Origin of the sequence: Acinetobacter sp. ANC 5378 (assembly GCF_013004315.1) — a bacterium.
Classification (GTDB): domain Bacteria; phylum Pseudomonadota; class Gammaproteobacteria; order Pseudomonadales; family Moraxellaceae; genus Acinetobacter.
Map to the genome: position 1 here is coordinate 21,234 of NZ_JABERK010000005.1, position 22,554 is coordinate 43,787.

The window sequence follows — 22,554 nt, forward strand, 5'->3', positions numbered from 1 at the left end:
GATTTTATATGACAATTTAATTACATTCCGTATAGCGTGTATTATGTTGATTTTAGGAAAACTAACATAATGGCCCTTCTTTTATTTACAGTAGATCAATGCCGAAATGTCGCAATACAGCAGCCCATAAAATGAAGATAAGAACAGTCATTACACAGCAAATGGCTATAGATGGCCAAAATCCATAACGCTGATAAAGTATGGGGAATGCTAAGAACATAGGCAAGGTCGGCACCACATACCAAAAGGTATACCAAGCATGATTTGAAATTTTTTGTGGATCTTGATGCTCAAGTTTCATCCATATCAGCACAAGTACCGTCACGATAGGTAAGGCTGAAATTAGTCCTCCTAAGCGGTCACTACGTTTAGCAACTTCTGAAATAAGTACAATCATACCTGCCGTGATAGCGTACTTAGTGATAAGCCAAGCCATGGAAATGTCCTATAGCCAAAATCCTATTTTATAGTTTGTTTAGCAGTATATTTGTTACAAGAAGTCAAAAAAGTAGGGATCTGATGTCCATTCCATTCGTCAGAGTGTTTCCGCTGTAATTCTTGTATATTAATTTAAATATCAATGACTTAAAAATTTAAGTCTGAGCGAGAAATAGGCGACAACCCAATTTTAAAATGACCTGGTTGGTTTATTAATTAATGTGGAAGTTTTAGCTCGTAAAGATTCAGGGCTATTTCCTCTCGTCTCGAATCCAGACAAGAGCATCTAAAGACAAATTAGTATTGCAGCTAAGCTCATTGTATTGCCTGTACTATCGTAGTTGAAATTATTAATGTTTAATATGCTCTAAATTAGTGCAATAATATGATGCAATTTAGACTAAGCCTTGAGGATCAATATGAATTTTTTAAAAAAGAAAAATAAAGCTAGCTTTGTATTCTTCATCATTACACTTTATTCATTCATCGGATTCGGTTTAGGTTACGTCATTTGGGAATATTTTTTATAAATGGTCAGGAAGTCATAGGGGCTCTGCCTTGGGGGGAGAGCTTCCAACAAGAAATATAGAAGCTTCAAGGTTGAGTGAAAACTGAAGCTTTAGTTTTTATTGTATTTTTTATTCATAACCTAATAATAAATATCAAATTATTTAAATAGTTTTATTCTCATAATTTCAAATACAAATTAGTATATGGATATTTACTCACTTAGATTCTCAGACAAAGTGTTCTAGAGATGAGTTAATAAGATTAAAATAGCCTAAGCATGCTAAACATTGACTTTGAAAAAGCATATAATTTATTTATTCCATTTTTTATATCATCGACAAATGACACCTGCTTGCAAAGTTTTAAAATCAAATAAAATTGAATTTTCTATCCACGAATATGAGCATGATGTAAATGCAAAAAGTTTTGGACTAGAAGCGGCTGAAAAGTTAAATTTAGAAGTCAAAGAAGTCTTTAAAACTTTATTGGTGACCGATGATAAAACTTACTATGTCGCTGTTTTACCTGTTGCACATCAATTAAGTTTAAAGAAAATAGCGGCAGCAGTAGGGGCTAAAAAATTACATATGGCAGATCCTAAAGATGCCGAACGCTTAACTGGCTATTTGGTGGGTGGGATCAGTCCAGTCGGGCAAAAAAAGCGATTAAAAACGGTAGTTGATGGGTCTGCAGCGTTATTGAACAAGATATATGTCAGTGGTGGAAGAAGAGGGTTGGATATAGGGGTGAAGCCTGATGATCTAGCTCGGGTTTTAGGTGCTAAATTTGCCGATATTATTGATGAATAATCATGTGATTTAACACTATTAATTTGAGTATGGTTTTATGTGTTACTCACATTATTACTCACTTTTCCTATTCCCTTAAAATAACAAAAGTCGCATTAAGGGTCACGTTTTGATTTAGAGGGATGGTTACTGCAATTTGGAGCATGGTTATATACCAACACAAGTTCAAGCGGTCGTACTGTGAATCCTATTGCCGTAGCGATGGGCATTAGTTAAGGCATTCTTTGAAACAAGAGAATTTATTCGCTTACAAGACCAAAGCTATAACAATATTCACAACAAATTATCACTTCAACTTGATCTGGCTAAAGCAGATGCAAGCCTGGCGGGTAGTGTTTTAGGAAGTTATCGCAAGAAAAGAGATTTATTAATGACTGCAATTACTGAAATTGAGAGACTTATGCGGCGATGCTTATTTGAATAAAAACCACACTCTCGCCATCTCCGGGTGGTTTTTTAATGCTTTATAAATAACCTGCTTCAGCTATAAATGAATCTTATACATTTAAAATGTAGGGATATTTTGAACAAGATTATAGCTTTAGTGCTTTTAACTTTGGTTGTAACTATAGCTTATTCGCATAGTGGTCGCACAGCTAGTGATGGATGTCACAATGAAAGAAGTACAGGAACACGACACTGCCATTAATAATAAAAGCACCCTAGGGCAAGCCCCTCTGAAAATTGGTTGATAAATTTTCAATAAAGAGACTATGGTACTTGGTCATTTGGGTTCGTAAATGCCCCACAATTGGTATTGTGAACCCAGAATGATCGTGTCCCGACATAGTAGGTATGATAATCTTCAACTTCAAAATTATAGACATCAGCGAGATATGGAATATATTCACTTTCTCCTTGTTCATTCTCAGAATGATAAGAATTATAAGCAAACTTCCCATTTATCCTTCCTGTTTCTCTAATAGTATTCAAATCAAAAGCTGAACCATAGCCATCGCCTTCAGGGTCTAACGCCCATGCAATATGCGCTTCTTCTGTTTGATATAATTGCGTTGCATGTAACACGACAAAATATTTATTATTTGACTGAACAACATCGCCATTATTTAACTGATCAAGGCGGCTCCATCGTCCTTGAGTTAATACTAAACTATCTAACTCTCCAGCAATTGAAGCAATGCCACATACCCAGAAGGAGTGGTTAGCTGTTGCAATAATTTCGGAAGAAAGAGTTGGGTTGTTAATAAAATCAGCCACTAACTCTAAAGTACGCAGTACCCATACTGGTTTTTTATCTAGTTTAAAAGTATTAACTACAGGCTTATACTCCTGAATATCTGTACCATCTTCAGGTCTTGATAAAACTAAATCTCCGATTTGAATATCTTCAATCTGTTTCCACATTATATGTGGTAAATCAAGATTTCTTTGAACACGGATTAAAGTTCCGGCAATAAAACAACCAGTAAATGTTGTTATTTCTTTCAATTTATCACCCATAAAAATGCCAAAAAAAATAAATACCCTAAGAACAAATGATCTTTTTATGTTAGAGGCTATTGATTATGAAAAAGATGTAGCATTCAAATTGTAACGGAAAATTCTTTATATCTAAATTTCCTTATTTTTCGAGATATTTTATGCTCATCTTGATAGATGAGATATGGATATTAGTTCGATTTTTTAATTGGTAGAGCCGCAGATAAATTAATCTTCAAATATCAAACAAAGATTTTGGCAATAGAGCCAATATAACTACTTGATACAATTAAAATTATTTCATTTATAAAAATAAAACCCCTCAAAAAATCAACCAATTTTCAGAGGGGCTTGACCCTAGGGTGCTTTTTTAATGCCGCTTATATGTAGAACTTGTGGTTGTTTGCTCTTTTATTACTCAGGCGTGGTTTTTTCTTGTGGTTGGGGGGTGCTGGTTGGGGCAGCTTCTTGGATTGTTGCCTTGGGTTTGCGGTTAGGCATATAGTCTGGGTCGCTGGTCATGGCTAAGTATAGAAAAGTAAAAAAGATAGTGGTTATAGCACCAACTATGGCAACGAATTTCCAACCTAAAACGGTTGATTCTGAGTCATCTGATGAGGAGTTGTTTTTCATGAAAAAGCCTAAATAGCAAAAAATAAAAGTGTCACCTTTATATTATAAAACTGATTTATGAGAAAAACCATGTCATATGCATTTATGGAATATCAACCACTTTAGTTTTTTAACGCCAAAAGAAAAGCACCTCATGGTGCTTTTTTAATGCTTAAATTTTTCCCCGAGATTCCATCATGAATGATTTTTTCTTAGCAACAAATCGAAGTATTAAATTTCCTATTTTGGATATTGATATTGAAGTCCGTCAGATCCAAATGAAGGACTTTGATACTTGGGCGATGCATGCAGAAGTACTTAAAAACTTTATTAAAGATAAAGATCATTCAGATGAGATTTTGACAGAGGCATTAGCTTATAGTTCTTCAAGAGCTGCTCTTAGGTGTTTATCTTGGCTTCTAATATATGATTGATATATTGTAGCATCTAGTCGATCTTCTTCAGACTGGCTGTTACCTAATAAGCTATACAACCTGTCTATTGCTAAAAAAAGAGTTTTAAATTCAATATCAAAGTAGTAATCATCATAAAAATCTTCATTCTTAATTTGTTGATTCAACTTTTCATAATTTCTTTTGAACGTATTTAGCATGTCTTTAGCAAAATTTATATCTGTTGAATCACAGCTGAAAATTGCATTTTGTATTTTTTCTAGTGGATAGAATGATTCTGCTCCAATTGTATCTTTTACAATCTTTGTTAAATCTATCATCAGTTATTCTCTGTATTTTTTAGTATATCTATATTGATTATTTATTTTAAAGCGGTCAAGAGATGATCAATTAATTAAAAGCTTAAAGTTTTTTCGATATTTTATATATCCCTGTACAGACTAAAAGAGCCACCAAAAAAACCATTTCTCTATGTTTTTGCTATGTTACTGCAAACAGCAACAAAGAAGAATACACAATAATTAAGCTATCAAATTTCAGTTGCTGACAAGCACTTAAAAGCCTGTCCGAAAATTGAGGCGTGTCACCTATGCTTTATTTGGTATAATTATCTAAAAATAGACTAGAATCCTAGTCACTTTTATTTTTTACAGTACATATTACGGTACATTTAAAATATATAAAAAAATTAATTATATAAAACAATATTTTAAAATTTAATTCGTGTGCACGCTGAGTAACTTGGAATCACTTGTCACAGCTAACTTGAAAATTTTATGATTGTTGAAAATTATTAACCCGTTAAAAAACAAAAAATATGAGTTGAATATAAAATGGACAAAATTCATTAAGCTGCTATTGTTGCGTGTATAAAAATAAAATTTGGTTAAATTGAATAATGAATCAAAACAATAAGATTCTTATCGCTGCAAGCCTAGCGAATGGTGGTTGTTTCTCGATGATTTTGCCCATACTTGCACCTTTGGTTCGTCAAATGAAAATGACCGAACTGCAAGGTGGAGCCTTGATTTCGGCAGGTGCATTATTGATGGCGATCGGGGCGATCTACATTTCTAAGCAGCAAAATAAATACAGTATTTATAGTTTATTAAGTGTTGGTTTTATCGGTATGACCCTCACTTGGGGCTTATTTACTGCAGTTTTGGCTTATGGTCTTGAATATCATCTTGCTACGATGCTGCTGTTTACTTTGTTATTGATGGCTCGGGCAAGTATGGGCATTTTTATGGCGATGCCACAAATCGCTTTACAAACCTATGTCATGACCAAATATAGCTCAGAACAACATCGCAGCCAGACCATGTCCAAGTTTGGAGCATTAAATAGTGCAGGTTTGGTGCTTGGACCATTTTTAACGACGCTTTTATTGGCTTGGGGCATGCTGACGCCGTTATGGGCTGCCTTTATTATTTTTGCTGTAATTAGCCTTTATGTTGTACTGAAATTTGATCGCCAAGAAGCTGATGTTTCTCATATTTCTGAGCAGGTTATACCCACTGAAAATACGATATTCACCCACCATAAAGCATTTTCTTTGCGGAACAGTATGGGGTGGTTTGTATTAGGATTTAGTCTCTATATTGCGATTGTCACATTAAATCTCACCGCAGGTTTTTATATACAAGATCAATTTCAAATTTCGACTCAGCAGAGTGCAATTTACTTTGCCCAATGTTCTTTGATTGCCGGAATATCATTAGTGATTATGCAAACGGCTATTTCCAAGTTTTTACAATGGTCTGTGCAGTGCTTATTGTGGATTGGGCTGGTGTGCATGATGCTTGGCTTGCTGATCTCCATTCTCACCACACATATTCATATTTTCCAAAGTGCTTATGTTTTATATGGTGTTGCTGTGGCTTGTCTTACTCCGGCATTTACTACAAGTGCTGCCCAATCTGCACCACAGCATCTACAGGTTAAAGTTGCCAGTTTTTGTACTGCGACCCAAGCTTTAAGTTTTGTATTTGGTCCATTGATCAGTACCGGTTTGTATCAGTGGCATAGCGATTATCCATTTTATTTATTAATGATCATGTTTATGTTGCTCGCTGTTTATTTTCTGTGTTATCAAAAGAATATGCAGCCATCTTCAGTTCCGGTGTGATTTTCTTTATGCGGTTATAGTTCTAAGTTGGTGGCTGGGGATTTATTGATAAAGCAATGAAGTTTGTGACACGATTTAAGTATGAAAAAGCTGAATATAATTCATTGTTGGTTGAATATTACTAAATCAACACCTCGAGAAAATTAATATTATTCATGCTTTAATAAGGTGATTGAATTTAAAGTGATTTGATGTGTGTTCTTAAAGCCTTCTACGCCCGTTGTTCCTACACTTGCAGGGGATTATCCTGAATGGCATCGCGAACGCGAGCATTTTTCGTTATGGTATATCGAAATTGAGCATCCAGAATTATTAGAGTATTTAAATCAGCTGCGTTCGGTTTTTTCAGATTTTTTATACACGCCCAATACCCGTCAATTTCACATTACTTTATTTATTTGTGGTTTTCTCACCGAGCAAAACCCAGTTTGGGATGATGATTTTTGCATTGAAAAGATGCATCAACATATTCAACATTTAACAAATGATTTTCAGAATAAAATTCAATTAAAAACAGGTCGCATCAACAGTTTTGAAAGTGCCTTATTTGTCGAAATTATTGATGAAAATGGCATCCTTTTAAAATTGCGTCATTTACTCGGACAAAGTTGCGATGAAATTGCACCGCTCGACTATTGTCCACATCTTACTTTAGGTTTGTATCATCAAGATTTTAATAGCGATTTAATTTTTAATCGTATCAACAGCATTGAACAAAAAAGCTTTGAATTTCCAGTCGATCAACTGACTTTTGGCACATATAACGCAAAAATATTGCAAGGTCAGCTCTATCCATTTCATCAATTTCAATTGGGTGACGTATGATGCAACTCATTTTAGGTGGCGCACGTTCTGGTAAAAGTCGCCTTGCGGAACAAATCGCAAAAGATTCAAATCTTAATGTAACTTATATTGCAACCGCACAAGCATTCGATGCCGAAATGCAGCAACGTATTCATCATCATCAAGCACAACGTCCAGCACATTGGACTGTAATTGAAGAACCTTTATATTTAGCCAATTGTTTAATCGAGCTGGATCAACCTAATCAAGTGATTCTGGTCGATTGCTTGACCTTGTGGATGAGCAATTTATTGATGCATGAAAATCCTGAATTACAGATGCACCAATGCCAAAAGCTGCTGGATATTTTACCGATATTAGAGTCAGACGTTATTTTAGTCAGTAATGAAACAGGTTTGGGCGTGATCCCGATGGGTGAACTTAGCCGTAAATTTGTTGATGAGTCGGGACGTTTGCATCAACAGTTAGGGCAAATTGCCGATAAAGTGGTGTTTTGTATTGCAGGTTTTCCCATGATTTTAAAAGGAGAGAAATAATGAACTGGTGGTTGGATGCGTGTAAAATGCCAAGTGCGGAAGCAAAAAAACTGGCTGAAGAACATCAATTACAACTGACCAAACCAACAGGCTCATTATCTGAACTTGAAAATACCGCGGTGCTATTGGCAAGTTTGCAAGACAATCCACGTCCCAATGTAGACCAGCCTTGGATTACGATTTTTGCTGGTGATCATGGCGTAATGGAAGAAAATATTTCTGCCTATCCACAAGCCGTGACACGCCAAATGCTACAAAACTTCACCACGGGCGGCGCTTGTATCAGCGTGATTGCTAAAGAATATAATGCCAAATTACAAGTCATTGACTGTGGTTCTGTGGGTGATGCCTATGAATATGCAGGCGTAGAACGTTATTGTATTATTCCGGGAACAGCAAATTTTGCCAAACACGTTGCCATGACTGAAGCGCAGTGTATTGAAGCCATGAATCTGGGATGTAAAAGCGTAGAAGATGCCGTTGCTTATGGTGCATCTATTTATGTTGCTGGGGAAATGGGCATTGGCAATACCTGTTCTGCATCAGCAGTTGCCTGTTTTTTACTGAATGAACCTGCTGAACAGCTCACAGGTGTAGGTACGGGTATTCGTGAAGAACAATTAATTCATAAAAAAAATGTCATTAACCAAGCCATCGCTTTACACCAAGATTATGTTGCTCAGGATGTCTTTAAAGCACTTTGCTCGGTCGGTGGTTTAGAAATTGCAGCAATGACGGGTGCCTATATTCGCTGTGCACAGCTCGGTTTGCCTATGCTGGTAGATGGTTTTATAACCACAGTTTCAGCACTTGTAGCGGTACGTTTAAATCCTGTAGTCCGTGAGTGGATGCTGTTTGGACATCAATCGGCTGAATATGGACATCAGCGTTTATTGCAGGAACTGAATGCAAAAAATCCATTACTCAAACTGGACTTGCGTTTAGGCGAAGGTAGTGGTGCAGGAGCTGCTTTAGGCGTGATTAAACTGGCGTGCAGTCTGCATAACAACATGGCCACTTTTGCAGAAGCAGCCGTTATTGGAGAAAAGGTTTAATCTTAAAAGTATTCAACAGGATATTGAACATGTTAAAGATTGATCTGCTTCGCCATGGTGAAACGACTCTAAGTCATACCTTGCGCGGTTCTACAGATGATGACTTAACCGAATTGGGTTGGTCGCAGATGCAGCAGACCATAGATCAGTCTTGGCATGCAGTTAAGCCCGATTCTATGCATAAATCGGTGCAATGGGATGTGATCTTTAGTTCGCCCTTAAAACGCTGCCGTTTATTTGCAGAATCGGTCGCCGATCAAAAGCAACGACCTATCTTTTACGATGCAGGTTTGCAAGAAATGCATTTTGGCGATTGGGAAGGTATATCCATCCAAATGATTTATGAAAATGAACCTGAATTACTGGCGAATTTTTGGCAACAACCGACTATATTCAGTCCGCCGAATGCAGAAAATATGCAGGATTTTTATCAACGCATCTGCAATAGTCTGGAAAAAATGCAACAACAGATGCTGGAAAATGGTTGGCAGCATGCTTTAGTGGTGACGCATGGCGGTGTGATTAAACTTTTAAAATGTATCGCTTTAAATCACTCACTGGATGATATTTTAAAAATGACTGCAGAATTAGGACAACTCAATTCCTTTGCAATTCATGAAGATGCTTCAATTCATTTGCTCAAGGAATAACAGCAATGACACCATTTTTTATTGCCTTGCAGTTTTTAACGACATTTCCTGTTCAGTTGAAAGAAATGCCGAGCACACAGCAAAATGGTCAATCTTTACTGTTTTATCCACTGATTGGCTTGATGATTGGTGTAATTTTATTTGCTATTGCCACGCTGCTGCATGCATTGCCGGTAATCTTGCTAAGCAGTTTGATTTTAGTGGTCTGGATCTGGTTGACAGGTGGTTTACACCTTGATGGTTTAGCTGATACTGCCGATGCCTGGGTCGGTGGTTTTGGCGATAAAGAGCGCACATTAAAAATCATGAAAGACCCGAGTTGTGGTCCTATTGGGGTTTTAAGTTTAATTATCCTATGTCTGATTAAATGGTCAGCACTGTATGTATTGTTAGAAAAACAACTCTATTCTGCGCTGATTTTATTTCCGATATTGGGTCGTTTAGCCCCCTTATTTTTATTTTTGACTACCCAATACGTGCGTGAAAAAGGTTTAGGATCTTCAATCGCAGAATTTATTCCTAAAACGGGCGCAGTGATTCTATTTATATTGTGTTTGGTTGCATCTGCATATTTTTCTTGGGCGGGGATTTTAACTGCAATAATATTTATAAGCATCTTAATCTATTTACGCTACAAATTTATTCAGCGAATTGGTGGAATAACTGGTGATACAGTCGGAGCAAGTATTGAAATTTGTGAGGCTGTGAGTCTGTTGTGTTTGGTGATATTGAGTTTTTATTTACCTGTGGTTTGGCTTTAAATATTTTTGCTTCAATTAAGCTTTAAAGCCAGCAAAATCATATCTGCCATGGCCACTCCCGCAATACCGGTAATCATGGTAAATAAAATTACCAGTTCAACCAAACCGCCAATATTTGAAGTCAGTTCCATGGCAAAGGGTGTCGAAATAGAACGTGCCATTAAGCTATAAGTGGTTTCTTGATTAAAGCTGAATAACTTTGCCAAATAAAATGAGCTGATCACACCAGCTATTTAGAACGACATAAAATCCAGTCTTAAACCTGGATCAATCCTATTTATAGACAATTCGGTGGTTTAGGAATACCTGCCAAACGGCTTAAATGACGTGCCACCAAACCAGTATTAAATTTGTCTTGTAACACTGCATTATTAATGTCAGAACTGACCGTTTTCATCAGAAATTTAATCAAGGGGCGAGTCGCAGGTGAATGACCAAACTGTTGATAGAACTGGCGTACCGCATGCAGGACTTCAAAATGCCAAGCTGTAAGTTCTAAACTTAAAGTATTTGCTAGCTCTTGAGCAACTTCTTCATTCCAAATAGTGTAATCGACTAAGTGACCATCTTGATCGAGTTCTAAATTCATCATTAATCTCAAATTAGTTCAAACGAATACAACGGGTATGGTTCAGGCAAATGTCTGCAAATTCGGCATAAGAAATAATCTTCATATTCTCAGTTTTTTGTCCTGCCAAAATTTCAGCATCAGTTTCCAATACATAGAGGCAATTCAATTGTTGCAAGAAAGGCTGTTGAAACTGTAATACCGATTCACCCATTAAAATCACGCTATCTTCAGGGCTGTAGAGTTGTTCGAGTTTTGTCAGTACCGATGGGGTCGCTGAAAAATTACTTTGCACTAAATATAAGCTTTTATTCGACATGATTATTTCACTCATCATCTTTACCAGTACAGCACAAAATCAAAATTTTGAATAAACTCACTATTCAGCTCCACAAATTCAATATCCTGTTGAGCTTGAGTCACAAAGTGAGCGTGCTGATTTTTCTTTTCCACTAACACAGGGGTGAGGTCATAAAACTCAAAGCTATCGACCATATTGGATGCTACTTTGAAGGCATGTTTAAGCTGTTCAAATTGCAGTTCTGAGTTGAGTAAACTTAAAGCTGCATCTTGCAGCAAGACTTTGACTTCACAGCCGAAAGTCGCCAGCACCATGGTGGCAGACAAGCTTTCATGCACTTGTAAATTGGCAAGATTGGCTTGAGTTAAAATAACGAGTACAGATTTCACACAATTTACCTTTTAAAAGCAACAAATTCCAAAAAATAACGTCTTAGAATTGAATCAGACGTTGTGCTGATTGGACGGCATCGGCAAGTTCACCCAGTCCAACCAATTCAAAGCCTTGAGCAAGATTTTGTTGACTAATTTGATGTCGTTTTGCATTTTCCTGATCGGTAATACCACGTGCCAATGCAGCACTGACACAAACCGGCAAACGAATGGCCAACTTTTGCCACTCTTCAGTCAGATGACGTTGATCATCAGGAGTCCACTGTAAGGCATTCGCAACAGAAACACCGTCCTGATAGAAAAAAACGCGAAATGCTTGGTTTTTAGCGTGTAAAGCCTGTGCTAAACCAAGGGCATGCCAAGCATAGATCGAGGTCGGAGCGGAGGTAATTAGTAATAAGGTACTCATTGAAATTCACTTGAGGAATGCCCAATCCAATGTTGATGCATCCAGACTTCATAAGAAAAAGGTAGTATACAATGATTTTAGTGACTGGTGGTTTAGGCTTTATAGGTTCACATATTGCTTTAAGCCTGATGGCGCATGGGCAAGAAGTCATTATTGTCGATAATTTATCCAATGCAAATTTACAAACCTTAGAACGACTTGAATATATTTCAGGCATGTATGTGCCATTTGTCAAAATTGATATTCGAAATACACCGGCTTTAAACAAAGTTTTTGAACAATATTCTGTAGAAGCGGTCATTCATGCCGCAGGCTTTAAATCAATTGAAGAATCAGCACTTAAGCCGCTGGAATACTATAACGATAATGTCAGTTGCATTATGAGTTTGCTGCGTGCCATGCAGCGCACTGGAGTAAGAACCTTAATTCATTTATCCAGTTTGGCGGTGTATGGACAGTCAAGTTCGACCCTGTCAGAAGACACACCTTTTAACTATTCTTATCCGAATCCTTATATCAAGTCGCAACAAATGGCAGAAGAAATCATACGAGATACCGCACTCACAGACAGTGAGTGGAAAATTGCGATCTTGAGATTAAGTAATATTTCGGGTGCATTTGAACATGCTGTTTTAGGCGAGTTTGTTGCACCCTTGCCTAAAAATATTATTCCCTTGGCACTGCAAGCTGCAGCCAAGCAACGAGACTATATCGAGTTACGTCAGCAAGCTCAGACCTTGGACCGCACCGTTGAACGCAGCTTTTTACATGTGTTGGATTGTTGTGATGCGATTATAGCGACTTTACAGTGGCTCAGAACTCAGCCCTATACCTGTGATGCTTTTAATATTGCAGGGCAGAATATATCGATTCGCGCTTTGCTGAGTGAAGTCGCCAAAGTCACCAAGAGCGAAATTAAAACCATAGATGCACCATTTTATGCCTATGCTGAATTAGACCAGATTGGGGCAACTGCAGGGAAAGCACATGAAATTTTAAAATGGCAGCCTAAACGCACGATTACCCAAATCATAGAAGATTCCTGGCGCTTTTATCAGCAAACCCTAAAAGGACGTTAAAGAAAATTTATGTAAATAATAATCATTTATAATTGTAAAATGTTTGATTAAGATCATTAAATATGTCAAAACAGTTGAATTAGCGAAAGTTATAAAACTACATGGAAATGAGGTTGATGATGCAGACACGTATTGAACACGACACCATGGGCGATGTTGAAGTTCCGAGTGAAGCAATGTGGGGTGCGCAAACACAGCGTAGTTTGCAAAACTTTAAAATTGGGCAAGAACGCTTACCCCGATCCATGATTCGGGCCATGGGTCTGGTAAAAAAAGCGGCAGCCATCACCAATGCCGAGTTAGATCAAATTCCGCATGAATTGTCACATTATATTGTCAATGCAGCGGAAGAAGTGATTGCTGGGAAATGGGATGCACAGTTTCCATTGGTGGTGTGGCAAACAGGTTCAGGTACGCAAAGCAATATGAACTGTAATGAAGTGATTGCCAATATTGCCAATCAAAAACTGGGCAATCCTTTAGGTTCGCAAAAACCAGTACACCCGAATGATCATGTGAACCGTGCACAATCGACCAATGACTCTTTTCCAACGGCTATTCATGTCGCAGCAAGCTTGCAGATCAATGAACTGCTCATTCCAGCAGTACAACGTTTACGCGATACATTAGATGAAAAGTCGAAAGAGTTTTCGGACATTGTGAAAATTGGACGTACGCATTTACAAGATGCAACGCCGTTAACGTTGGGGCAAGAATTTAGTGGTTATGTGGCGCAGCTCGATCATGGCTTAAAACGTTTACATTATGCCTTATTGGGCTTATATGAGTTGCCTTTAGGCGGTACGGCAGTCGGAACTGGCTTAAATGCACATCCTGATTACGCCGTAAAAGCAGCGGCACAATTGGCAAGCTTAACCGATTTACCTTTTGTCACTGCACCGAACAAGTTTGAAGCTTTGGCAGGGCGTGATGCTGCGGTATTTGCATCAGGTGCTTTGAAAACATTGGCAGCCAGTCTAAATAAAATTGCCAATGATATTAGATGGTTAGCCAGTGGTCCGCGTTGTGGTTTTGGTGAGATTCGGATTCCTGAAAATGAACCCGGCTCAAGCATTATGCCAGGCAAGGTTAATCCGACCCAAAGTGAAGCCATGACTATGGTCGTCGCTCAAGTATTGGGTAATGACACGACAATTAATGTCGCTGGAGCTTCGGGTAACTTTGAGTTGAACGTATTTATGCCAGTGATTGCATTTAACTTATTGCAATCGATTCAATTACTGGGTGATGCATGTAATAGTTTTAATGATCATTGCGCTGTGGGTATTGAACCAAACCGGGAAAAAATTGATTATTTCCTGCATAACTCGCTCATGTTGGTCACCGCTTTAAATCCGGTAATCGGCTATGAAAATGCAGCAAAAGTGGCAAAAACCGCATATAAAGAAGGTAAGACTTTAAAACAGGTTGCGGTTGAATTGAATCTGGTGACAGCAGAACAGTTTGATGCTGTGGTGATCCCTGAAAATATGGTTTCAGCTAACGTGAAATAAGCATCTAAAGGCTTGAACACTGATCTATTGATCATCAGTGGTTTTTATCTGAGGCATATATGCGTACAATATAGCGAGAAATTAACTGCTGATGATTGATTATGCTTGATGTTTATTTAAAATACATTTTTAATTAATCTAAGCTTTTGTTTTATATGTAAATTAGGGGGCTAATATTCCTGTAAAATATAGGAAAAATAGCAATTATAGATATTATAGAAAACAATGAGTTGCAATATAGTTTTGCAGATAGTTTTTCAGGCAGTTCAGCCAATTAAAAAAGCCACTTATAAGAGTGGCTTTAATTTTTTGTCGATCAATCTGCATTAAATGGTAGATCAATACCAACATCCGCATCATTCCAAATAATCTCATGTCCTGATGCATAAACTTCAGTCATTCTTTCTGTTGCATGACCGGCTAACGTTTGGGCTGATTTCCCCGCCTTTTTATGCAAATGAATTGAGAGGGCTCGAATTTCATGAAAACTTGGCAGTTGGCGACCATTCAATTCAGGATAAGCATTGGCTGCTCTGCTTGCATTCAAGAATTCCCTAGAAACGTATTGAGCTTCTATTTGTGTCCAATGATCCTTAGTTTGGCCACGGTTTTTAGTTTTCCCTTTCGGTACCCTATGGATAATGTATGGACTTAAAACATTATCTTTACAGCGGTCTAAAACACGCTGTAATTCATCATTAATTTTAATCCGTACATACCCAGCACCTTCTAATAATTCAAACTCATCTTCTGGATCATCTGTGGTTTTTTCTTGTGCAACATGTAAATGACCATCCTGAATATCAGTCCATTTCATATTGATAATGTCTATGCGCCGCTGGGTTGTAAGCATTGCCAAATCAATTGCATTTTTAAGCCACTGAGGTGATACATTTCGAATAGCTGTTAAGCCTTCCAATGTGTGGCGTTTACGCTGTTTAATTCGATATCGCTTAATAGTTTGGGCTGCAGGGTTATCGGTCACAAGCCCTTTACTTATTGCTAAATCAAAGATCTGAATGAGTAAACTACGAGTTTCAATACTTGTTGATGCAGGTAGACTCTCAAGTAGTTTATTAACCATAAACAAAGTAATGGATGAAAGTGCAACATTTTCCCACTCAGTACATCTATTTAAACTATGGCTATAGCTTCTTACTGTGTTGTCAGCGAGTGGCCGGCCATCTTTACGACGTTTTTCAGTTAAAAACTTTTGAGAAAATTCACCAAAAGTTATTTCACCCATTACAACCGATACTAGATCGGTTGCTGGGGTTAAAATATCGTTAAGCTTTCGAGCTGCATTCACTGCTTTAGTTTTATCATCACCCATACCGTGATATTTACCAGTTAAAGGATGGCGATAACGCCAAGTATTGTTACCGCTACGATACAGATTGGGTGGCAAGTCTTTGTTTCTTTTAGCGCGTGGTCGTGCCATGGCATACCTCAGCTATTCAGTACTCGATCAATAAGATCATCGCCAGTTTGTTTTTGATATATATCCCAATCAATATACCAAAGCTTACCTTTTTGTTCTGCCGGCAATTCACCACGACGGCAAGAACGTGTGATGGTTTGCGGAGTAGGAGGGGTTGAATCTTTTTCTCCATACACGCGCTTAATAAATTCCGATACCTTGATAAGGCAGGCCATCAGGGAGTCTCCTTCAAAATTTGGATTACTTCAAAAGGCAACTTTGCATCAACACTTGCTTCATCATTCCGCATGATGTAATCGTTGAAAATTTCATACGCAAGTTCAGCTTCTTCACTATTCAACTCAATACCAGTACCGCCAATTTTTCGAGCTGCCAGAGATTCACGAATGTCTTTTGCTAATTCAAGATTGATCATGCTGATTCTCTCCATCCATGACAGCAGTGGTTACATCCCTCAAAATCATAAGGATTGTGCTGCCAATTGATTTTTCCGCATTCAGGACAATTAAAACGAGTTTTAGTATCCTCTTTTTTGCGACTAACTTTTTTCAAATGTTCAGGGGTTTTAAGGCCAGCACCAGAAACCATGGTTCGCTTATTTAACTTTTTAAAATCAAAGGTGCGACGTTTTGCTTTGTCTGCCAAGTTAAATGGAATAACCACATAGCTTGAATCTAATTTTTTAGCGACTGAGTGACCAAATATTGAAGTATCATCAAAATCAGTTGATGTGCTGCATTTATCGATATTTAACCAATAAACATCATTTCCATCCCATAAGCCTTTTTTGAAAGCCACGTACGTATTGTGAATATCCGTGAAAGGTTGTGTTTCAGTAGGGATGTATTGATGATCAACCTTCCAAACAACCAATGCATCAACATGATCTGCTGAGATTGGTAGGTCATATTCACGTGCATAGTTATAGTGATGCTGAGCTTCTTCCAAAGTACACACATGCGCCTGATCTATGTCAGTGTTATAACCAGAATATTCTTTGCGCTGAAAACTCACATTAGAGCCAACATTGTCGCGGAAGCAAGCAAGATAAAATCTATTTTTCATGACTTTGCTCCTGTGCCATTTTTAATAAACCATGAACTCGATTCAATTCATTATCTGTGTGAGCTGTTCCACCACTATTAATATCCAAATAAAATCTGAGTAGATCCTTTTTATACTTAAAGTCATACATCTGGATAACGATTCGCAGATCTCGCAAAATTACACGCATTGGCAAGTCATCATGCTTGATTCCAAACACGGTTAATTCACCTTTAATGAATTTGCGAATAGCTGTTAATCTTTGCAACCCATCAACACAAACAGTTTGATCAGGCATATCACCTGTTAATTTAGTTTCACTCCAAACTGGATTATTGAAACGAATGGTTAAGCCACTCTCATCCACAATTCTTCTTAGTACATTTTCTAAAAAATAAACTTGCTGCTGCTCTGTCCAAACATGGCCGCGCTGAAAATCAGAGTTAAAATCAATCCCATCCGCACAATATTCGCTTTCAGCTACAATCCATTTTTCAAGATAATCAAAACCACAATGAAAACTACGCAATGGTCGCTCTATCGGTTTGATTAGAGTGTTGAATTCACCCATTTTCATGACTTTGCTCCTGTGCTTCAACTGGTGCAAGCAACCCCTCTCTAATCATTCTGAGGGATACGGCTTCCGGTAATTGATCATTTGATTTGATAAGCTTGTATCCACCTGCTTCAACAGTGCAACACCAATACATATCGCCTTCTTCCGACATAAGCTGAAAAGGGTTTGTATTCACAACATATGCATATGGGTAGCGTTCACAACCACTGGCTAGCGTGTATCGATGGTCTATAGGCTCAACTAGATCACCAAGTTTTAAAGGTGCCGGCTCCTGTGCTTCGATCACTGGATCACCACCCAACACAGACCAGTGAGTGATTAATTCCTGAATTAATGCTGCTCCATCCTCTGCACTTGAGAATCCGTAAGGCGATTCCCAATCTGCCGCAAACTGCTCACCATTGGCGAAGATTTGATACCGACCATCAGTGCGCGGAGATTCAACTGTGTAGTCTTTCCATTCCGGCACCGCTTGAGCTTTGGCTGCATTAAGGTCTTTCCATAACTGATGTATATCGCTTGGGTAAACATCACGTCTTCCAGATGCAGACATTGGGCTAACAATAAATTCCTCTTGCATGCGATCAATAGCAGCAGCTGCGCGAGCATACCCCCAATACAATTTACGCTGTAGATTTGAAACACTACCACTTGAGCAATCCATAACAACAGCAACAGCTTTTTGATAATCTTGTTCTGAAATATCCATCAACGAACCACCTCCATTTTGAGTTCCACCACATAAGGATCTGGAAGCGGGGTCAGGAAAGTGACCTGATCCATGTTGAATACATGCTTAAGTACTTCTTCCAATTGTTCTTCGGTCAGCTTTACAGTCTGGGTCTCAATGACTTGACGCTCGATCCAGCCATCGAAAGGAGAGGCAGCGGTGGTCTTAGCCAATTTCGGAGTTTTTTTCATACATGGTTCTGCACGTTTACGCGGAATATCCTGAACATAAAAATATTGCTTACTATCTGCTTCGCCTTCTGACTTTAAGCAGCCTTGATTCTGCAGGGCATAGCAAGCGTTATCAGCCTGGCGTTTAGTAATTTCGAGTTCTTGAGCAATCTCAAATGAAGTAACACCATTAAATGAAAGTAAGCAGTGACTGTTTATAAAATCGAGAATACGCACCTTGATTGGCTTACTCTTATCATCTGTAGCTTTCACTGGTTGCTGTTCTGCCTGAGGCTGTGCGACTGGAATAATGCCAAGCAAGCTAGTTGGCGTGATTTTGGCGTCAAAGCCTTCAGCACTAATGGACTGTGTAGGTGGAGTAGGGGCATCAACTTTAATAGTCTCTTTAACCACTTCCATTACCTTGCCTGTCTGTGCACTGACAACCGATTGCGTCGCCTTTTGAGTTACTGGCGCAGCATCTACCTCATTGGCTTTTTGCATGGTGTGATATACACCTAAATTATCTAAGCGAATTTTTTCATCTTGCATTAAGACAGCAAGGCAATTTTTAACGGTTTTTAACGACATTTTGGAATTGTTCGCAATTTGTGCAGCAGATAAACCAAATGGGTCATTAACCAGGGCATCAAGTACTTTGCCAAGGTTTTTATCCATTTTTAAACTGTTTAAATCTTTAAGATTAGTCATGAGCGGAGTCCAGAATAGAAAATTAGTTCAACATGCCGTGATTTTTTAATTTTTTACGCAGCGTGCCCCGGTTTAAACCTAGTACCTCTGCAGTAAGTGTCTGGTTGCCACGTGTCTGAACCAAAGTCATCGACAATAATTGCGCTTCAACCTGCTCAACTACAGCGCGAAATGCATCCCCTTTATTTTTTTCAACGATAACTTCAAGTTCTTGCTTATCGATCGTTAATAAATTTTGTTGTGCCATGCTTGTATTCCCCTTAATTTATGCTGCGACGCGAATTTGAATCTGGCTGTTCAGCTGGTCGATAAAAGCTGAACCCCTTTTGAAATAAACTTTAAAAAACACCTGGTAACGCTTTTTACCTTCAGCATTTAGTTGTTCTGAAGCGGTGATCGTGACCTGACCACGGGTAGGGTGCACCAAGGTCACAATCTTTTTCTTTTTACAGACGCTTAAAATGCGGTACTGATCATTGAGGAGAAAAGCAAAGAATGCCTTTCTCATTGCCCGGTCAATTGACCCCATCGGTTTGATGGGATCGGGTAGGTGGTTAAGGTAGTTAAAACCCTTTTGTTCAATACTTGCGTCATGCATTGTTTAATCTCAACCTGTAAAATCGTAACCAAGCTGATGCGCACGTGCTTTACACGTTTTCAGAATCGTTGGATAAAAATCAGAATTTTGAAAAGTTTTTAAAGCACCATTCAGGACGTTGATATCTTCAACCTGAGGTATGGTTTTAAGTGCCTGGTTAAAACGAGTTTTTAAATCACCTTTTTCGGAATGCTGGGTATTCTGCTGTTGAATTTGCCCTTGATTATTTTGTTGGCCTTGACGCTGGTCGTTCTGCTGGCGTTGATTGCTTTTTTGCTGTTGGTTTCTGTTGCCTTGCTGGGCATGCTCAATTACCCGATGATGTTCATTGGTATCTGGATCATTGCTGTCATCGATCAGAAACAGGCCATTCAAAGCGTACTTACGGGCATAGGATGAGCTGACCCCAAAGGTCTGCGCCATATCCATACCTTTTTTCGCCTCAATACCAGCATGAGCATGAACTTCTGTTATTGCGCCGTGTGAATCGATAAAGCGAGCATTTGCTGTCAAGACAAGTTGACCCGCCATTTCCTTAACCTCATCGCTTAATACCAATGTGCAGCCAAAGCTGCAGAGCAAAGGTTTTAGTTCTTCGAGAATGTCTTCAAACTTACGGTATTTAAATTTACCGAATTCGTTGTAGTGCTTCTTAGGCGCTTTTAATGACTGCTGTATATTCTGTAGATCAGAGATCTGGGTTTGATTTGTCATGATTTTTCCCTCAAAAAATCGAAAATTAATGTGCGCCAACCCAGCCCATACGTTTTTTGTATGCACGACGTTCACGTAATGGAATGTGAGAACTTTGCAGACCAACGGCCAAAGCCTTACTACGTTGAAAAGCACGTTCACGTTCGAAGTTTTCACGAATCCATGGTTTAGAAACCAATTCTTCAAGGGTTACCTTTACAAGACCTTTAGAGGTTTCCTTGTAAATATCTTTGCCTTTCTCGACATAGATTGCGGCGAACTTAGTGCCTAGACGAAGGCGCATATTGCCTTGCTCATCATTGCCTAGGTATTCAGAGAATTTATTTTCAGGTTTAGTGCTCATATTCATGATGCTTCTCCTGTTGCTTTTTTCTTGTATGGAACACCGCAAAAAGGGCAGTAAGTAAATAGAAAGCTGGTCTTTTCTTTTTTAACTCGCTCAACACCAGTCTTTTTATGCTTAACCGTGTGTTTTATTTCCACCGGCATAAAACCGTTAAGCTCAAGCGTGGTTTGTCCAGCCGCATTTGTTCCAAAAACATTGGTGTAACCAGTCAGTTCAACTTCATGATTAGTTGAATCTGGATTAGCCTCTTTAACGCGATTTAGAAACTTTTCAGTAAAGTCAGCCTTACAATTACAAGTCATTTGATTCACCGTACGCATAAACAACGTTGATTTGATTCGCAGTTACATCCTTGATTAATTCTTGAAAGCCAACCAAAGCATCTTTAATAGTTTCTGCGTCAGCATTACCAGGACGAACTGCCAGTGTTTCTACAGCTATAAGCAATTTGCGTTTTTGAGACATGTCCATTACTTAACACCCCCAACTTGAGCCTGAAGCTTAACCGCCTCAACCGCTTGACGATCCACATCATCTGCACAGCTGCGAACCATTAAAGGCACTGAGCCAATAGTTCCAAGAACCACTAAAACTGCCATCGTGTCTTGCATCCAGGCTTTCGCTTTAGCGCGTTTATTTGACTTAGCAATCTGCTTACTAGAAGGCGGTTGCTGACGAAGAATCCCTGTTGATGGGATGTGGCCAAACTTAGGGGTTTGACTGTGGGATGCGGTTTGGTTCATAATTACCTCGTTGTGTTGAAGCCCAGTTCCCGTCGAAAGTTGCTGGGCTTTTTTGTTTTTACCAGTTCGTGATAACCGCAATAACCTCACCAAGACGAACCACTTTTAGCTCACCATCACAGACAATTAGACTTGTGTGGTTTGTGCCAGTTGCTAGGGTTTTGAATTGAGTCATGGTTATCTCGTATTTATTGGGTACGAGGTAAATAGTAAACATGATGTGTACTGTAGTCAACACTTTAAATAAACAAATGTGTAATTAATTTATAAACAACTGTTTTATATAGACATAAAAAAAGACCGCATAAGCAGTCTTAAAATTTCATTTTGTTTACTTATCTATGGTAGCGAATTTTGCACGTTAAATGCGTAAGCAATAACTTCAAACTCCTGGTCAATAATTTCTTGCTGCGTCAAAACTTCTTCTTTGTATTCGTCACTATTAGCACTAACAATCCTTATGCCGCCCATTGGCATTCTGTATAGGTACTTAAACTTAAAAAGACCACCGTGGCATATTGCATAAATCTTGCCATCAATAACATTTTTTCTGCCTATATCAACGTAAACCGTTGCGCCATCATTTATGACTGGAGTCATTGAATTGCCGAATGCTGTTAATGCAAGTGCATTTGCTGGATCAACACCATAACGCCTTAATGTTGAGGTGCTTAGTCTTAGTTTTCTTGATTCCGAATTTAATATTTCGCTAAGCGAACCTGAACCACAAGACACCAAAACATCTTTATGGAATGGTATCTCAATCTCATCACTATCTAGTGGGGTGGAGCTATCCCAGCCAACAACACGAGAAACATCACTGCTGGAGCTATCGCCCACACCACTTAAAATCCAGTTTGCAGAACAGTCAAACTCAGCAGCCGCTTTTAAAGCCCCAGCTTTTGATACACCACGCTTCTTCCAATTGGTCAGCGTTTGCGGTGATTCATCAATACGTCTTGCTATTTCTTCCTGACTCAACCCATTGCTTATTTCAAGCAGTCTTTTAAATGATTCGTGCATAACAAACCCCTTTTATTCTTGGTTTTATTATCTCAACA

Annotated in this window: 34 protein-coding genes and 1 pseudogene; 11 read left to right on the forward strand and 24 right to left on the reverse strand. The window is 38.5% G+C overall.

The features are described 5' to 3' along the window. Positions 1 to 85 precede the first annotated feature (85 nt). Positions 86 to 436 carry a DUF3147 family protein gene (locus tag HLH16_RS00810; protein WP_171527854.1) on the reverse strand — a complete coding sequence of 117 codons (351 nt, stop codon included), beginning with the start codon at positions 434 to 436 and terminating at the stop codon, positions 86 to 88. A gap of 421 nt (positions 437 to 857) precedes the next feature. On the opposite strand from HLH16_RS00810, the gene HLH16_RS00815 reads away from it, so the two are divergent. The 3 genes from HLH16_RS00815 (at position 858) to HLH16_RS00825 (ending at position 2,406) form a co-directional block, all read left to right on the forward strand. Further along, positions 858 to 968, forward strand: a complete 111-nt coding sequence (locus HLH16_RS00815) for a hypothetical protein (RefSeq protein ID WP_086194801.1) — start codon at positions 858 to 860, stop codon at positions 966 to 968. 321 nt (positions 969 to 1,289) lie between these two features. Beyond that, positions 1,290 to 1,757, forward strand: a complete 468-nt coding sequence (ybaK, locus tag HLH16_RS00820) for a Cys-tRNA(Pro) deacylase (RefSeq protein WP_171527974.1) — start codon at positions 1,290 to 1,292, stop codon at positions 1,755 to 1,757. A 490-nt stretch (positions 1,758 to 2,247) separates the two neighbouring features. Then, a complete protein-coding gene (locus HLH16_RS00825) occupies positions 2,248 to 2,406 on the forward strand; it encodes a YHYH domain-containing protein (RefSeq protein ID WP_250850202.1) in 159 nt (52 codons plus the stop codon). A gap of 62 nt (positions 2,407 to 2,468) precedes the next feature. Here the strand turns inward: HLH16_RS00825 and HLH16_RS00830 are convergent, their stop codons facing one another. The 3 genes from HLH16_RS00830 to HLH16_RS00840 all read right to left on the reverse strand — a co-directional run bounded on the left by HLH16_RS00830 (position 2,469) and on the right by HLH16_RS00840 (position 4,542). Continuing rightward, positions 2,469 to 3,218, reverse strand: coding sequence for a Hint domain-containing protein (locus HLH16_RS00830; protein WP_104852550.1), 750 nt, complete (start codon positions 3,216 to 3,218; stop codon positions 2,469 to 2,471). Between the two features lie 393 nt (positions 3,219 to 3,611). Further along, complete coding sequence (locus tag HLH16_RS00835) at positions 3,612 to 3,830, reverse strand: hypothetical protein (protein ID WP_067722770.1); 219 nt, start codon at positions 3,828 to 3,830, stop codon at positions 3,612 to 3,614. A gap of 355 nt (positions 3,831 to 4,185) precedes the next feature. Then, positions 4,186 to 4,542, reverse strand: a complete 357-nt coding sequence (locus tag HLH16_RS00840) for a hypothetical protein (RefSeq protein WP_171527855.1) — start codon at positions 4,540 to 4,542, stop codon at positions 4,186 to 4,188. Between the two features lie 578 nt (positions 4,543 to 5,120). On the opposite strand from HLH16_RS00840, the gene HLH16_RS00845 reads away from it, so the two are divergent. From HLH16_RS00845 to HLH16_RS00870, 6 genes are all read left to right on the forward strand, one after another. Further along, on the forward strand, positions 5,121 to 6,350 hold the full coding sequence (locus tag HLH16_RS00845; protein WP_171527856.1) for an MFS transporter: 1,230 nt from the start codon (positions 5,121 to 5,123) through the stop codon (positions 6,348 to 6,350). Positions 6,351 to 6,545: 195 nt separating this feature from the next. Next, complete coding sequence (locus tag HLH16_RS00850; protein ID WP_171527857.1) at positions 6,546 to 7,175, forward strand: 2'-5' RNA ligase family protein; 630 nt, start codon at positions 6,546 to 6,548, stop codon at positions 7,173 to 7,175. Further along, on the forward strand, positions 7,172 to 7,690 hold the full coding sequence (cobU, locus tag HLH16_RS00855) for a bifunctional adenosylcobinamide kinase/adenosylcobinamide-phosphate guanylyltransferase (RefSeq protein ID WP_131287258.1): 519 nt from the start codon (positions 7,172 to 7,174) through the stop codon (positions 7,688 to 7,690). The genes HLH16_RS00850 and cobU overlap by 4 nt, the downstream gene beginning before the upstream one ends. After that, positions 7,690 to 8,745: a nicotinate-nucleotide--dimethylbenzimidazole phosphoribosyltransferase gene (cobT, locus tag HLH16_RS00860; RefSeq protein ID WP_131287256.1), complete on the forward strand. Its 1,056-nt coding sequence runs from the start codon at positions 7,690 to 7,692 to the stop codon at positions 8,743 to 8,745. Before cobU ends, cobT begins: the two co-directional genes overlap by 1 nt. A gap of 29 nt (positions 8,746 to 8,774) precedes the next feature. Then, a complete protein-coding gene (locus HLH16_RS00865; RefSeq protein WP_131287254.1) occupies positions 8,775 to 9,395 on the forward strand; it encodes a histidine phosphatase family protein in 621 nt (206 codons plus the stop codon). 5 nt (positions 9,396 to 9,400) lie between these two features. Beyond that, on the forward strand, positions 9,401 to 10,156 hold the full coding sequence (locus HLH16_RS00870) for an adenosylcobinamide-GDP ribazoletransferase (protein ID WP_131287252.1): 756 nt from the start codon (positions 9,401 to 9,403) through the stop codon (positions 10,154 to 10,156). A 17-nt stretch (positions 10,157 to 10,173) separates the two neighbouring features. Here the strand turns inward: HLH16_RS00870 and HLH16_RS00875 are convergent. The 5 genes and pseudogenes from HLH16_RS00875 to tusD form a co-directional block, all read right to left on the reverse strand. Continuing rightward, a pseudogene (locus HLH16_RS00875) lies at positions 10,174 to 10,389 on the reverse strand (LrgB family protein); the annotation flags it as partial. A gap of 44 nt (positions 10,390 to 10,433) precedes the next feature. Further along, positions 10,434 to 10,745 carry a TusE/DsrC/DsvC family sulfur relay protein gene (locus HLH16_RS00880; protein ID WP_131287338.1) on the reverse strand — a complete coding sequence of 104 codons (312 nt, stop codon included), beginning with the start codon at positions 10,743 to 10,745 and terminating at the stop codon, positions 10,434 to 10,436. A 13-nt stretch (positions 10,746 to 10,758) separates the two neighbouring features. Next, positions 10,759 to 11,058 (reverse strand): DsrH/TusB family sulfur metabolism protein, encoded by a 300-nt coding sequence (locus tag HLH16_RS00885; protein ID WP_250850203.1) that lies wholly within the window; start codon positions 11,056 to 11,058, stop codon positions 10,759 to 10,761. 5 nt (positions 11,059 to 11,063) lie between these two features. Next, positions 11,064 to 11,414 (reverse strand): hypothetical protein, encoded by a 351-nt coding sequence (locus HLH16_RS00890; protein WP_131287249.1) that lies wholly within the window; start codon positions 11,412 to 11,414, stop codon positions 11,064 to 11,066. A 43-nt stretch (positions 11,415 to 11,457) separates the two neighbouring features. Next, a complete protein-coding gene (gene tusD, locus HLH16_RS00895) occupies positions 11,458 to 11,826 on the reverse strand; it encodes a sulfurtransferase complex subunit TusD (RefSeq protein ID WP_131287247.1) in 369 nt (122 codons plus the stop codon). Positions 11,827 to 11,897: 71 nt separating this feature from the next. On the opposite strand from tusD, the gene HLH16_RS00900 reads away from it, so the two are divergent. Both HLH16_RS00900 and fumC read left to right on the forward strand, forming a co-directional pair. Next, the gene (locus HLH16_RS00900) at positions 11,898 to 12,905 is read left to right on the forward strand and encodes an SDR family NAD(P)-dependent oxidoreductase (RefSeq protein WP_171527858.1); all 1,008 of its coding nucleotides are present in this window, start codon (positions 11,898 to 11,900) and stop codon (positions 12,903 to 12,905) included. Between the two features lie 119 nt (positions 12,906 to 13,024). Continuing rightward, positions 13,025 to 14,419 carry a class II fumarate hydratase gene (fumC, locus tag HLH16_RS00905; RefSeq protein ID WP_171527976.1) on the forward strand — a complete coding sequence of 465 codons (1,395 nt, stop codon included), beginning with the start codon at positions 13,025 to 13,027 and terminating at the stop codon, positions 14,417 to 14,419. A 316-nt stretch (positions 14,420 to 14,735) separates the two neighbouring features. Here fumC and HLH16_RS00910 read toward each other — a convergent pair whose 3' ends face one another. From HLH16_RS00910 to HLH16_RS00980, 15 genes are all read right to left on the reverse strand, one after another. Continuing rightward, the gene (locus HLH16_RS00910; RefSeq protein WP_171527859.1) at positions 14,736 to 15,860 is read right to left on the reverse strand and encodes a phage integrase Arm DNA-binding domain-containing protein; all 1,125 of its coding nucleotides are present in this window, start codon (positions 15,858 to 15,860) and stop codon (positions 14,736 to 14,738) included. 8 nt (positions 15,861 to 15,868) lie between these two features. Further along, complete coding sequence (locus HLH16_RS00915; protein ID WP_171527860.1) at positions 15,869 to 16,075, reverse strand: hypothetical protein; 207 nt, start codon at positions 16,073 to 16,075, stop codon at positions 15,869 to 15,871. After that, a complete protein-coding gene (locus HLH16_RS00920; RefSeq protein ID WP_171527861.1) occupies positions 16,075 to 16,275 on the reverse strand; it encodes a hypothetical protein in 201 nt (66 codons plus the stop codon). The genes HLH16_RS00915 and HLH16_RS00920 overlap by 1 nt, the downstream gene beginning before the upstream one ends. After that, positions 16,272 to 16,925, reverse strand: a complete 654-nt coding sequence (locus HLH16_RS00925; RefSeq protein WP_171527862.1) for a hypothetical protein — start codon at positions 16,923 to 16,925, stop codon at positions 16,272 to 16,274. The genes HLH16_RS00920 and HLH16_RS00925 overlap by 4 nt, the downstream gene beginning before the upstream one ends. Further along, positions 16,915 to 17,481, reverse strand: coding sequence for a DUF262 domain-containing protein (locus HLH16_RS00930; RefSeq protein WP_171527863.1), 567 nt, complete (start codon positions 17,479 to 17,481; stop codon positions 16,915 to 16,917). The genes HLH16_RS00925 and HLH16_RS00930 overlap by 11 nt, the downstream gene beginning before the upstream one ends. Further along, positions 17,468 to 18,190: a DNA translocase FtsK gene (locus HLH16_RS00935; RefSeq protein ID WP_284729900.1), complete on the reverse strand. Its 723-nt coding sequence runs from the start codon at positions 18,188 to 18,190 to the stop codon at positions 17,468 to 17,470. Before HLH16_RS00935 ends, HLH16_RS00930 begins: the two co-directional genes overlap by 14 nt. Continuing rightward, positions 18,190 to 19,092 carry a hypothetical protein gene (locus tag HLH16_RS00940; protein ID WP_171527865.1) on the reverse strand — a complete coding sequence of 301 codons (903 nt, stop codon included), beginning with the start codon at positions 19,090 to 19,092 and terminating at the stop codon, positions 18,190 to 18,192. Before HLH16_RS00940 ends, HLH16_RS00935 begins: the two co-directional genes overlap by 1 nt. Positions 19,093 to 19,114: 22 nt before the next feature. Next, on the reverse strand, positions 19,115 to 19,339 hold the full coding sequence (locus HLH16_RS00945; protein WP_171527866.1) for a helix-turn-helix domain-containing protein: 225 nt from the start codon (positions 19,337 to 19,339) through the stop codon (positions 19,115 to 19,117). Between the two features lie 18 nt (positions 19,340 to 19,357). After that, positions 19,358 to 19,690 (reverse strand): hypothetical protein, encoded by a 333-nt coding sequence (locus tag HLH16_RS00950; RefSeq protein WP_171527867.1) that lies wholly within the window; start codon positions 19,688 to 19,690, stop codon positions 19,358 to 19,360. 9 nt (positions 19,691 to 19,699) lie between these two features. Then, a complete protein-coding gene (locus HLH16_RS00955; protein WP_171527868.1) occupies positions 19,700 to 20,404 on the reverse strand; it encodes an ERF family protein in 705 nt (234 codons plus the stop codon). A gap of 25 nt (positions 20,405 to 20,429) precedes the next feature. After that, positions 20,430 to 20,753: a hypothetical protein gene (locus HLH16_RS00960; protein ID WP_250850204.1), complete on the reverse strand. Its 324-nt coding sequence runs from the start codon at positions 20,751 to 20,753 to the stop codon at positions 20,430 to 20,432. Then, positions 20,750 to 21,052: a hypothetical protein gene (locus HLH16_RS00965; protein ID WP_171527869.1), complete on the reverse strand. Its 303-nt coding sequence runs from the start codon at positions 21,050 to 21,052 to the stop codon at positions 20,750 to 20,752. Before HLH16_RS00965 ends, HLH16_RS00960 begins: the two co-directional genes overlap by 4 nt. Beyond that, positions 21,042 to 21,221: a hypothetical protein gene (locus HLH16_RS00970; protein WP_171527870.1), complete on the reverse strand. Its 180-nt coding sequence runs from the start codon at positions 21,219 to 21,221 to the stop codon at positions 21,042 to 21,044. The genes HLH16_RS00965 and HLH16_RS00970 overlap by 11 nt, the downstream gene beginning before the upstream one ends. Beyond that, the gene (locus HLH16_RS00975) at positions 21,221 to 21,493 is read right to left on the reverse strand and encodes a hypothetical protein (protein WP_171527871.1); all 273 of its coding nucleotides are present in this window, start codon (positions 21,491 to 21,493) and stop codon (positions 21,221 to 21,223) included. The genes HLH16_RS00970 and HLH16_RS00975 overlap by 1 nt, the downstream gene beginning before the upstream one ends. Before the next feature lie 339 nt (positions 21,494 to 21,832). After that, a complete protein-coding gene (locus HLH16_RS00980; RefSeq protein ID WP_171527872.1) occupies positions 21,833 to 22,516 on the reverse strand; it encodes a LexA family transcriptional regulator in 684 nt (227 codons plus the stop codon). Positions 22,517 to 22,554 lie beyond the last annotated feature (38 nt).

Excerpts from the sequence above, each read along its gene's own strand:
- HLH16_RS00920 (WP_171527861.1), bottom strand. The coding sequence starts at position 16,275 with ATGATCAATCTTGAATTAGCAAAAGACATTCGTGAATCTCTGGCAGCT.
- HLH16_RS00900 (WP_171527858.1), top strand. The coding sequence starts at position 11,898 with ATGATTTTAGTGACTGGTGGTTTAGGCTTTATAGGTTCACATATTGCT.
- HLH16_RS00950 (WP_171527867.1), bottom strand. The coding sequence starts at position 19,690 with ATGCATGACGCAAGTATTGAACAAAAGGGTTTTAACTACCTTAACCAC.
- HLH16_RS00865 (WP_131287254.1), top strand. The coding sequence starts at position 8,775 with ATGTTAAAGATTGATCTGCTTCGCCATGGTGAAACGACTCTAAGTCAT.
- HLH16_RS00925 (WP_171527862.1), bottom strand. The coding sequence starts at position 16,925 with ATGAAAAATAGATTTTATCTTGCTTGCTTCCGCGACAATGTTGGCTCT.
- HLH16_RS00845 (WP_171527856.1), top strand. The coding sequence starts at position 5,121 with ATGAATCAAAACAATAAGATTCTTATCGCTGCAAGCCTAGCGAATGGT.
- HLH16_RS00870 (WP_131287252.1), top strand. The coding sequence starts at position 9,401 with ATGACACCATTTTTTATTGCCTTGCAGTTTTTAACGACATTTCCTGTT.
- HLH16_RS00975 (WP_171527871.1), bottom strand. The coding sequence starts at position 21,493 with ATGAACCAAACCGCATCCCACAGTCAAACCCCTAAGTTTGGCCACATC.
- HLH16_RS00965 (WP_171527869.1), bottom strand. The coding sequence starts at position 21,052 with ATGACTTGTAATTGTAAGGCTGACTTTACTGAAAAGTTTCTAAATCGC.
- HLH16_RS00835 (WP_067722770.1), bottom strand. The coding sequence starts at position 3,830 with ATGAAAAACAACTCCTCATCAGATGACTCAGAATCAACCGTTTTAGGT.
- HLH16_RS00880 (WP_131287338.1), bottom strand. The coding sequence starts at position 10,745 with ATGAATTTAGAACTCGATCAAGATGGTCACTTAGTCGATTACACTATT.
- HLH16_RS00910 (WP_171527859.1), bottom strand. The coding sequence starts at position 15,860 with ATGGCACGACCACGCGCTAAAAGAAACAAAGACTTGCCACCCAATCTG.
- HLH16_RS00945 (WP_171527866.1), bottom strand. The coding sequence starts at position 19,339 with ATGGCACAACAAAATTTATTAACGATCGATAAGCAAGAACTTGAAGTT.
- HLH16_RS00810 (WP_171527854.1), bottom strand. The coding sequence starts at position 436 with ATGGCTTGGCTTATCACTAAGTACGCTATCACGGCAGGTATGATTGTA.
- HLH16_RS00980 (WP_171527872.1), bottom strand. The coding sequence starts at position 22,516 with ATGCACGAATCATTTAAAAGACTGCTTGAAATAAGCAATGGGTTGAGT.
- cobU (WP_131287258.1), top strand. The coding sequence starts at position 7,172 with ATGATGCAACTCATTTTAGGTGGCGCACGTTCTGGTAAAAGTCGCCTT.
- ybaK (WP_171527974.1), top strand. The coding sequence starts at position 1,290 with ATGACACCTGCTTGCAAAGTTTTAAAATCAAATAAAATTGAATTTTCT.
- HLH16_RS00940 (WP_171527865.1), bottom strand. The coding sequence starts at position 19,092 with ATGACTAATCTTAAAGATTTAAACAGTTTAAAAATGGATAAAAACCTT.
- fumC (WP_171527976.1), top strand. The coding sequence starts at position 13,025 with ATGCAGACACGTATTGAACACGACACCATGGGCGATGTTGAAGTTCCG.
- HLH16_RS00935 (WP_284729900.1), bottom strand. The coding sequence starts at position 18,190 with ATGGATATTTCAGAACAAGATTATCAAAAAGCTGTTGCTGTTGTTATG.
- HLH16_RS00830 (WP_104852550.1), bottom strand. The coding sequence starts at position 3,218 with ATGGGTGATAAATTGAAAGAAATAACAACATTTACTGGTTGTTTTATT.
- HLH16_RS00840 (WP_171527855.1), bottom strand. The coding sequence starts at position 4,542 with ATGATAGATTTAACAAAGATTGTAAAAGATACAATTGGAGCAGAATCA.
- HLH16_RS00970 (WP_171527870.1), bottom strand. The coding sequence starts at position 21,221 with ATGGACATGTCTCAAAAACGCAAATTGCTTATAGCTGTAGAAACACTG.
- HLH16_RS00825 (WP_250850202.1), top strand. The coding sequence starts at position 2,248 with ATGAATCTTATACATTTAAAATGTAGGGATATTTTGAACAAGATTATA.
- HLH16_RS00885 (WP_250850203.1), bottom strand. The coding sequence starts at position 11,058 with ATGAGTGAAATAATCATGTCGAATAAAAGCTTATATTTAGTGCAAAGT.
- HLH16_RS00930 (WP_171527863.1), bottom strand. The coding sequence starts at position 17,481 with ATGAAAATGGGTGAATTCAACACTCTAATCAAACCGATAGAGCGACCA.
- tusD (WP_131287247.1), bottom strand. The coding sequence starts at position 11,826 with ATGAGTACCTTATTACTAATTACCTCCGCTCCGACCTCGATCTATGCT.
- HLH16_RS00915 (WP_171527860.1), bottom strand. The coding sequence starts at position 16,075 with ATGGCCTGCCTTATCAAGGTATCGGAATTTATTAAGCGCGTGTATGGA.
- HLH16_RS00815 (WP_086194801.1), top strand. The coding sequence starts at position 858 with ATGAATTTTTTAAAAAAGAAAAATAAAGCTAGCTTTGTATTCTTCATC.
- cobT (WP_131287256.1), top strand. The coding sequence starts at position 7,690 with ATGAACTGGTGGTTGGATGCGTGTAAAATGCCAAGTGCGGAAGCAAAA.
- HLH16_RS00960 (WP_250850204.1), bottom strand. The coding sequence starts at position 20,753 with ATGAATATGAGCACTAAACCTGAAAATAAATTCTCTGAATACCTAGGC.
- HLH16_RS00955 (WP_171527868.1), bottom strand. The coding sequence starts at position 20,404 with ATGACAAATCAAACCCAGATCTCTGATCTACAGAATATACAGCAGTCA.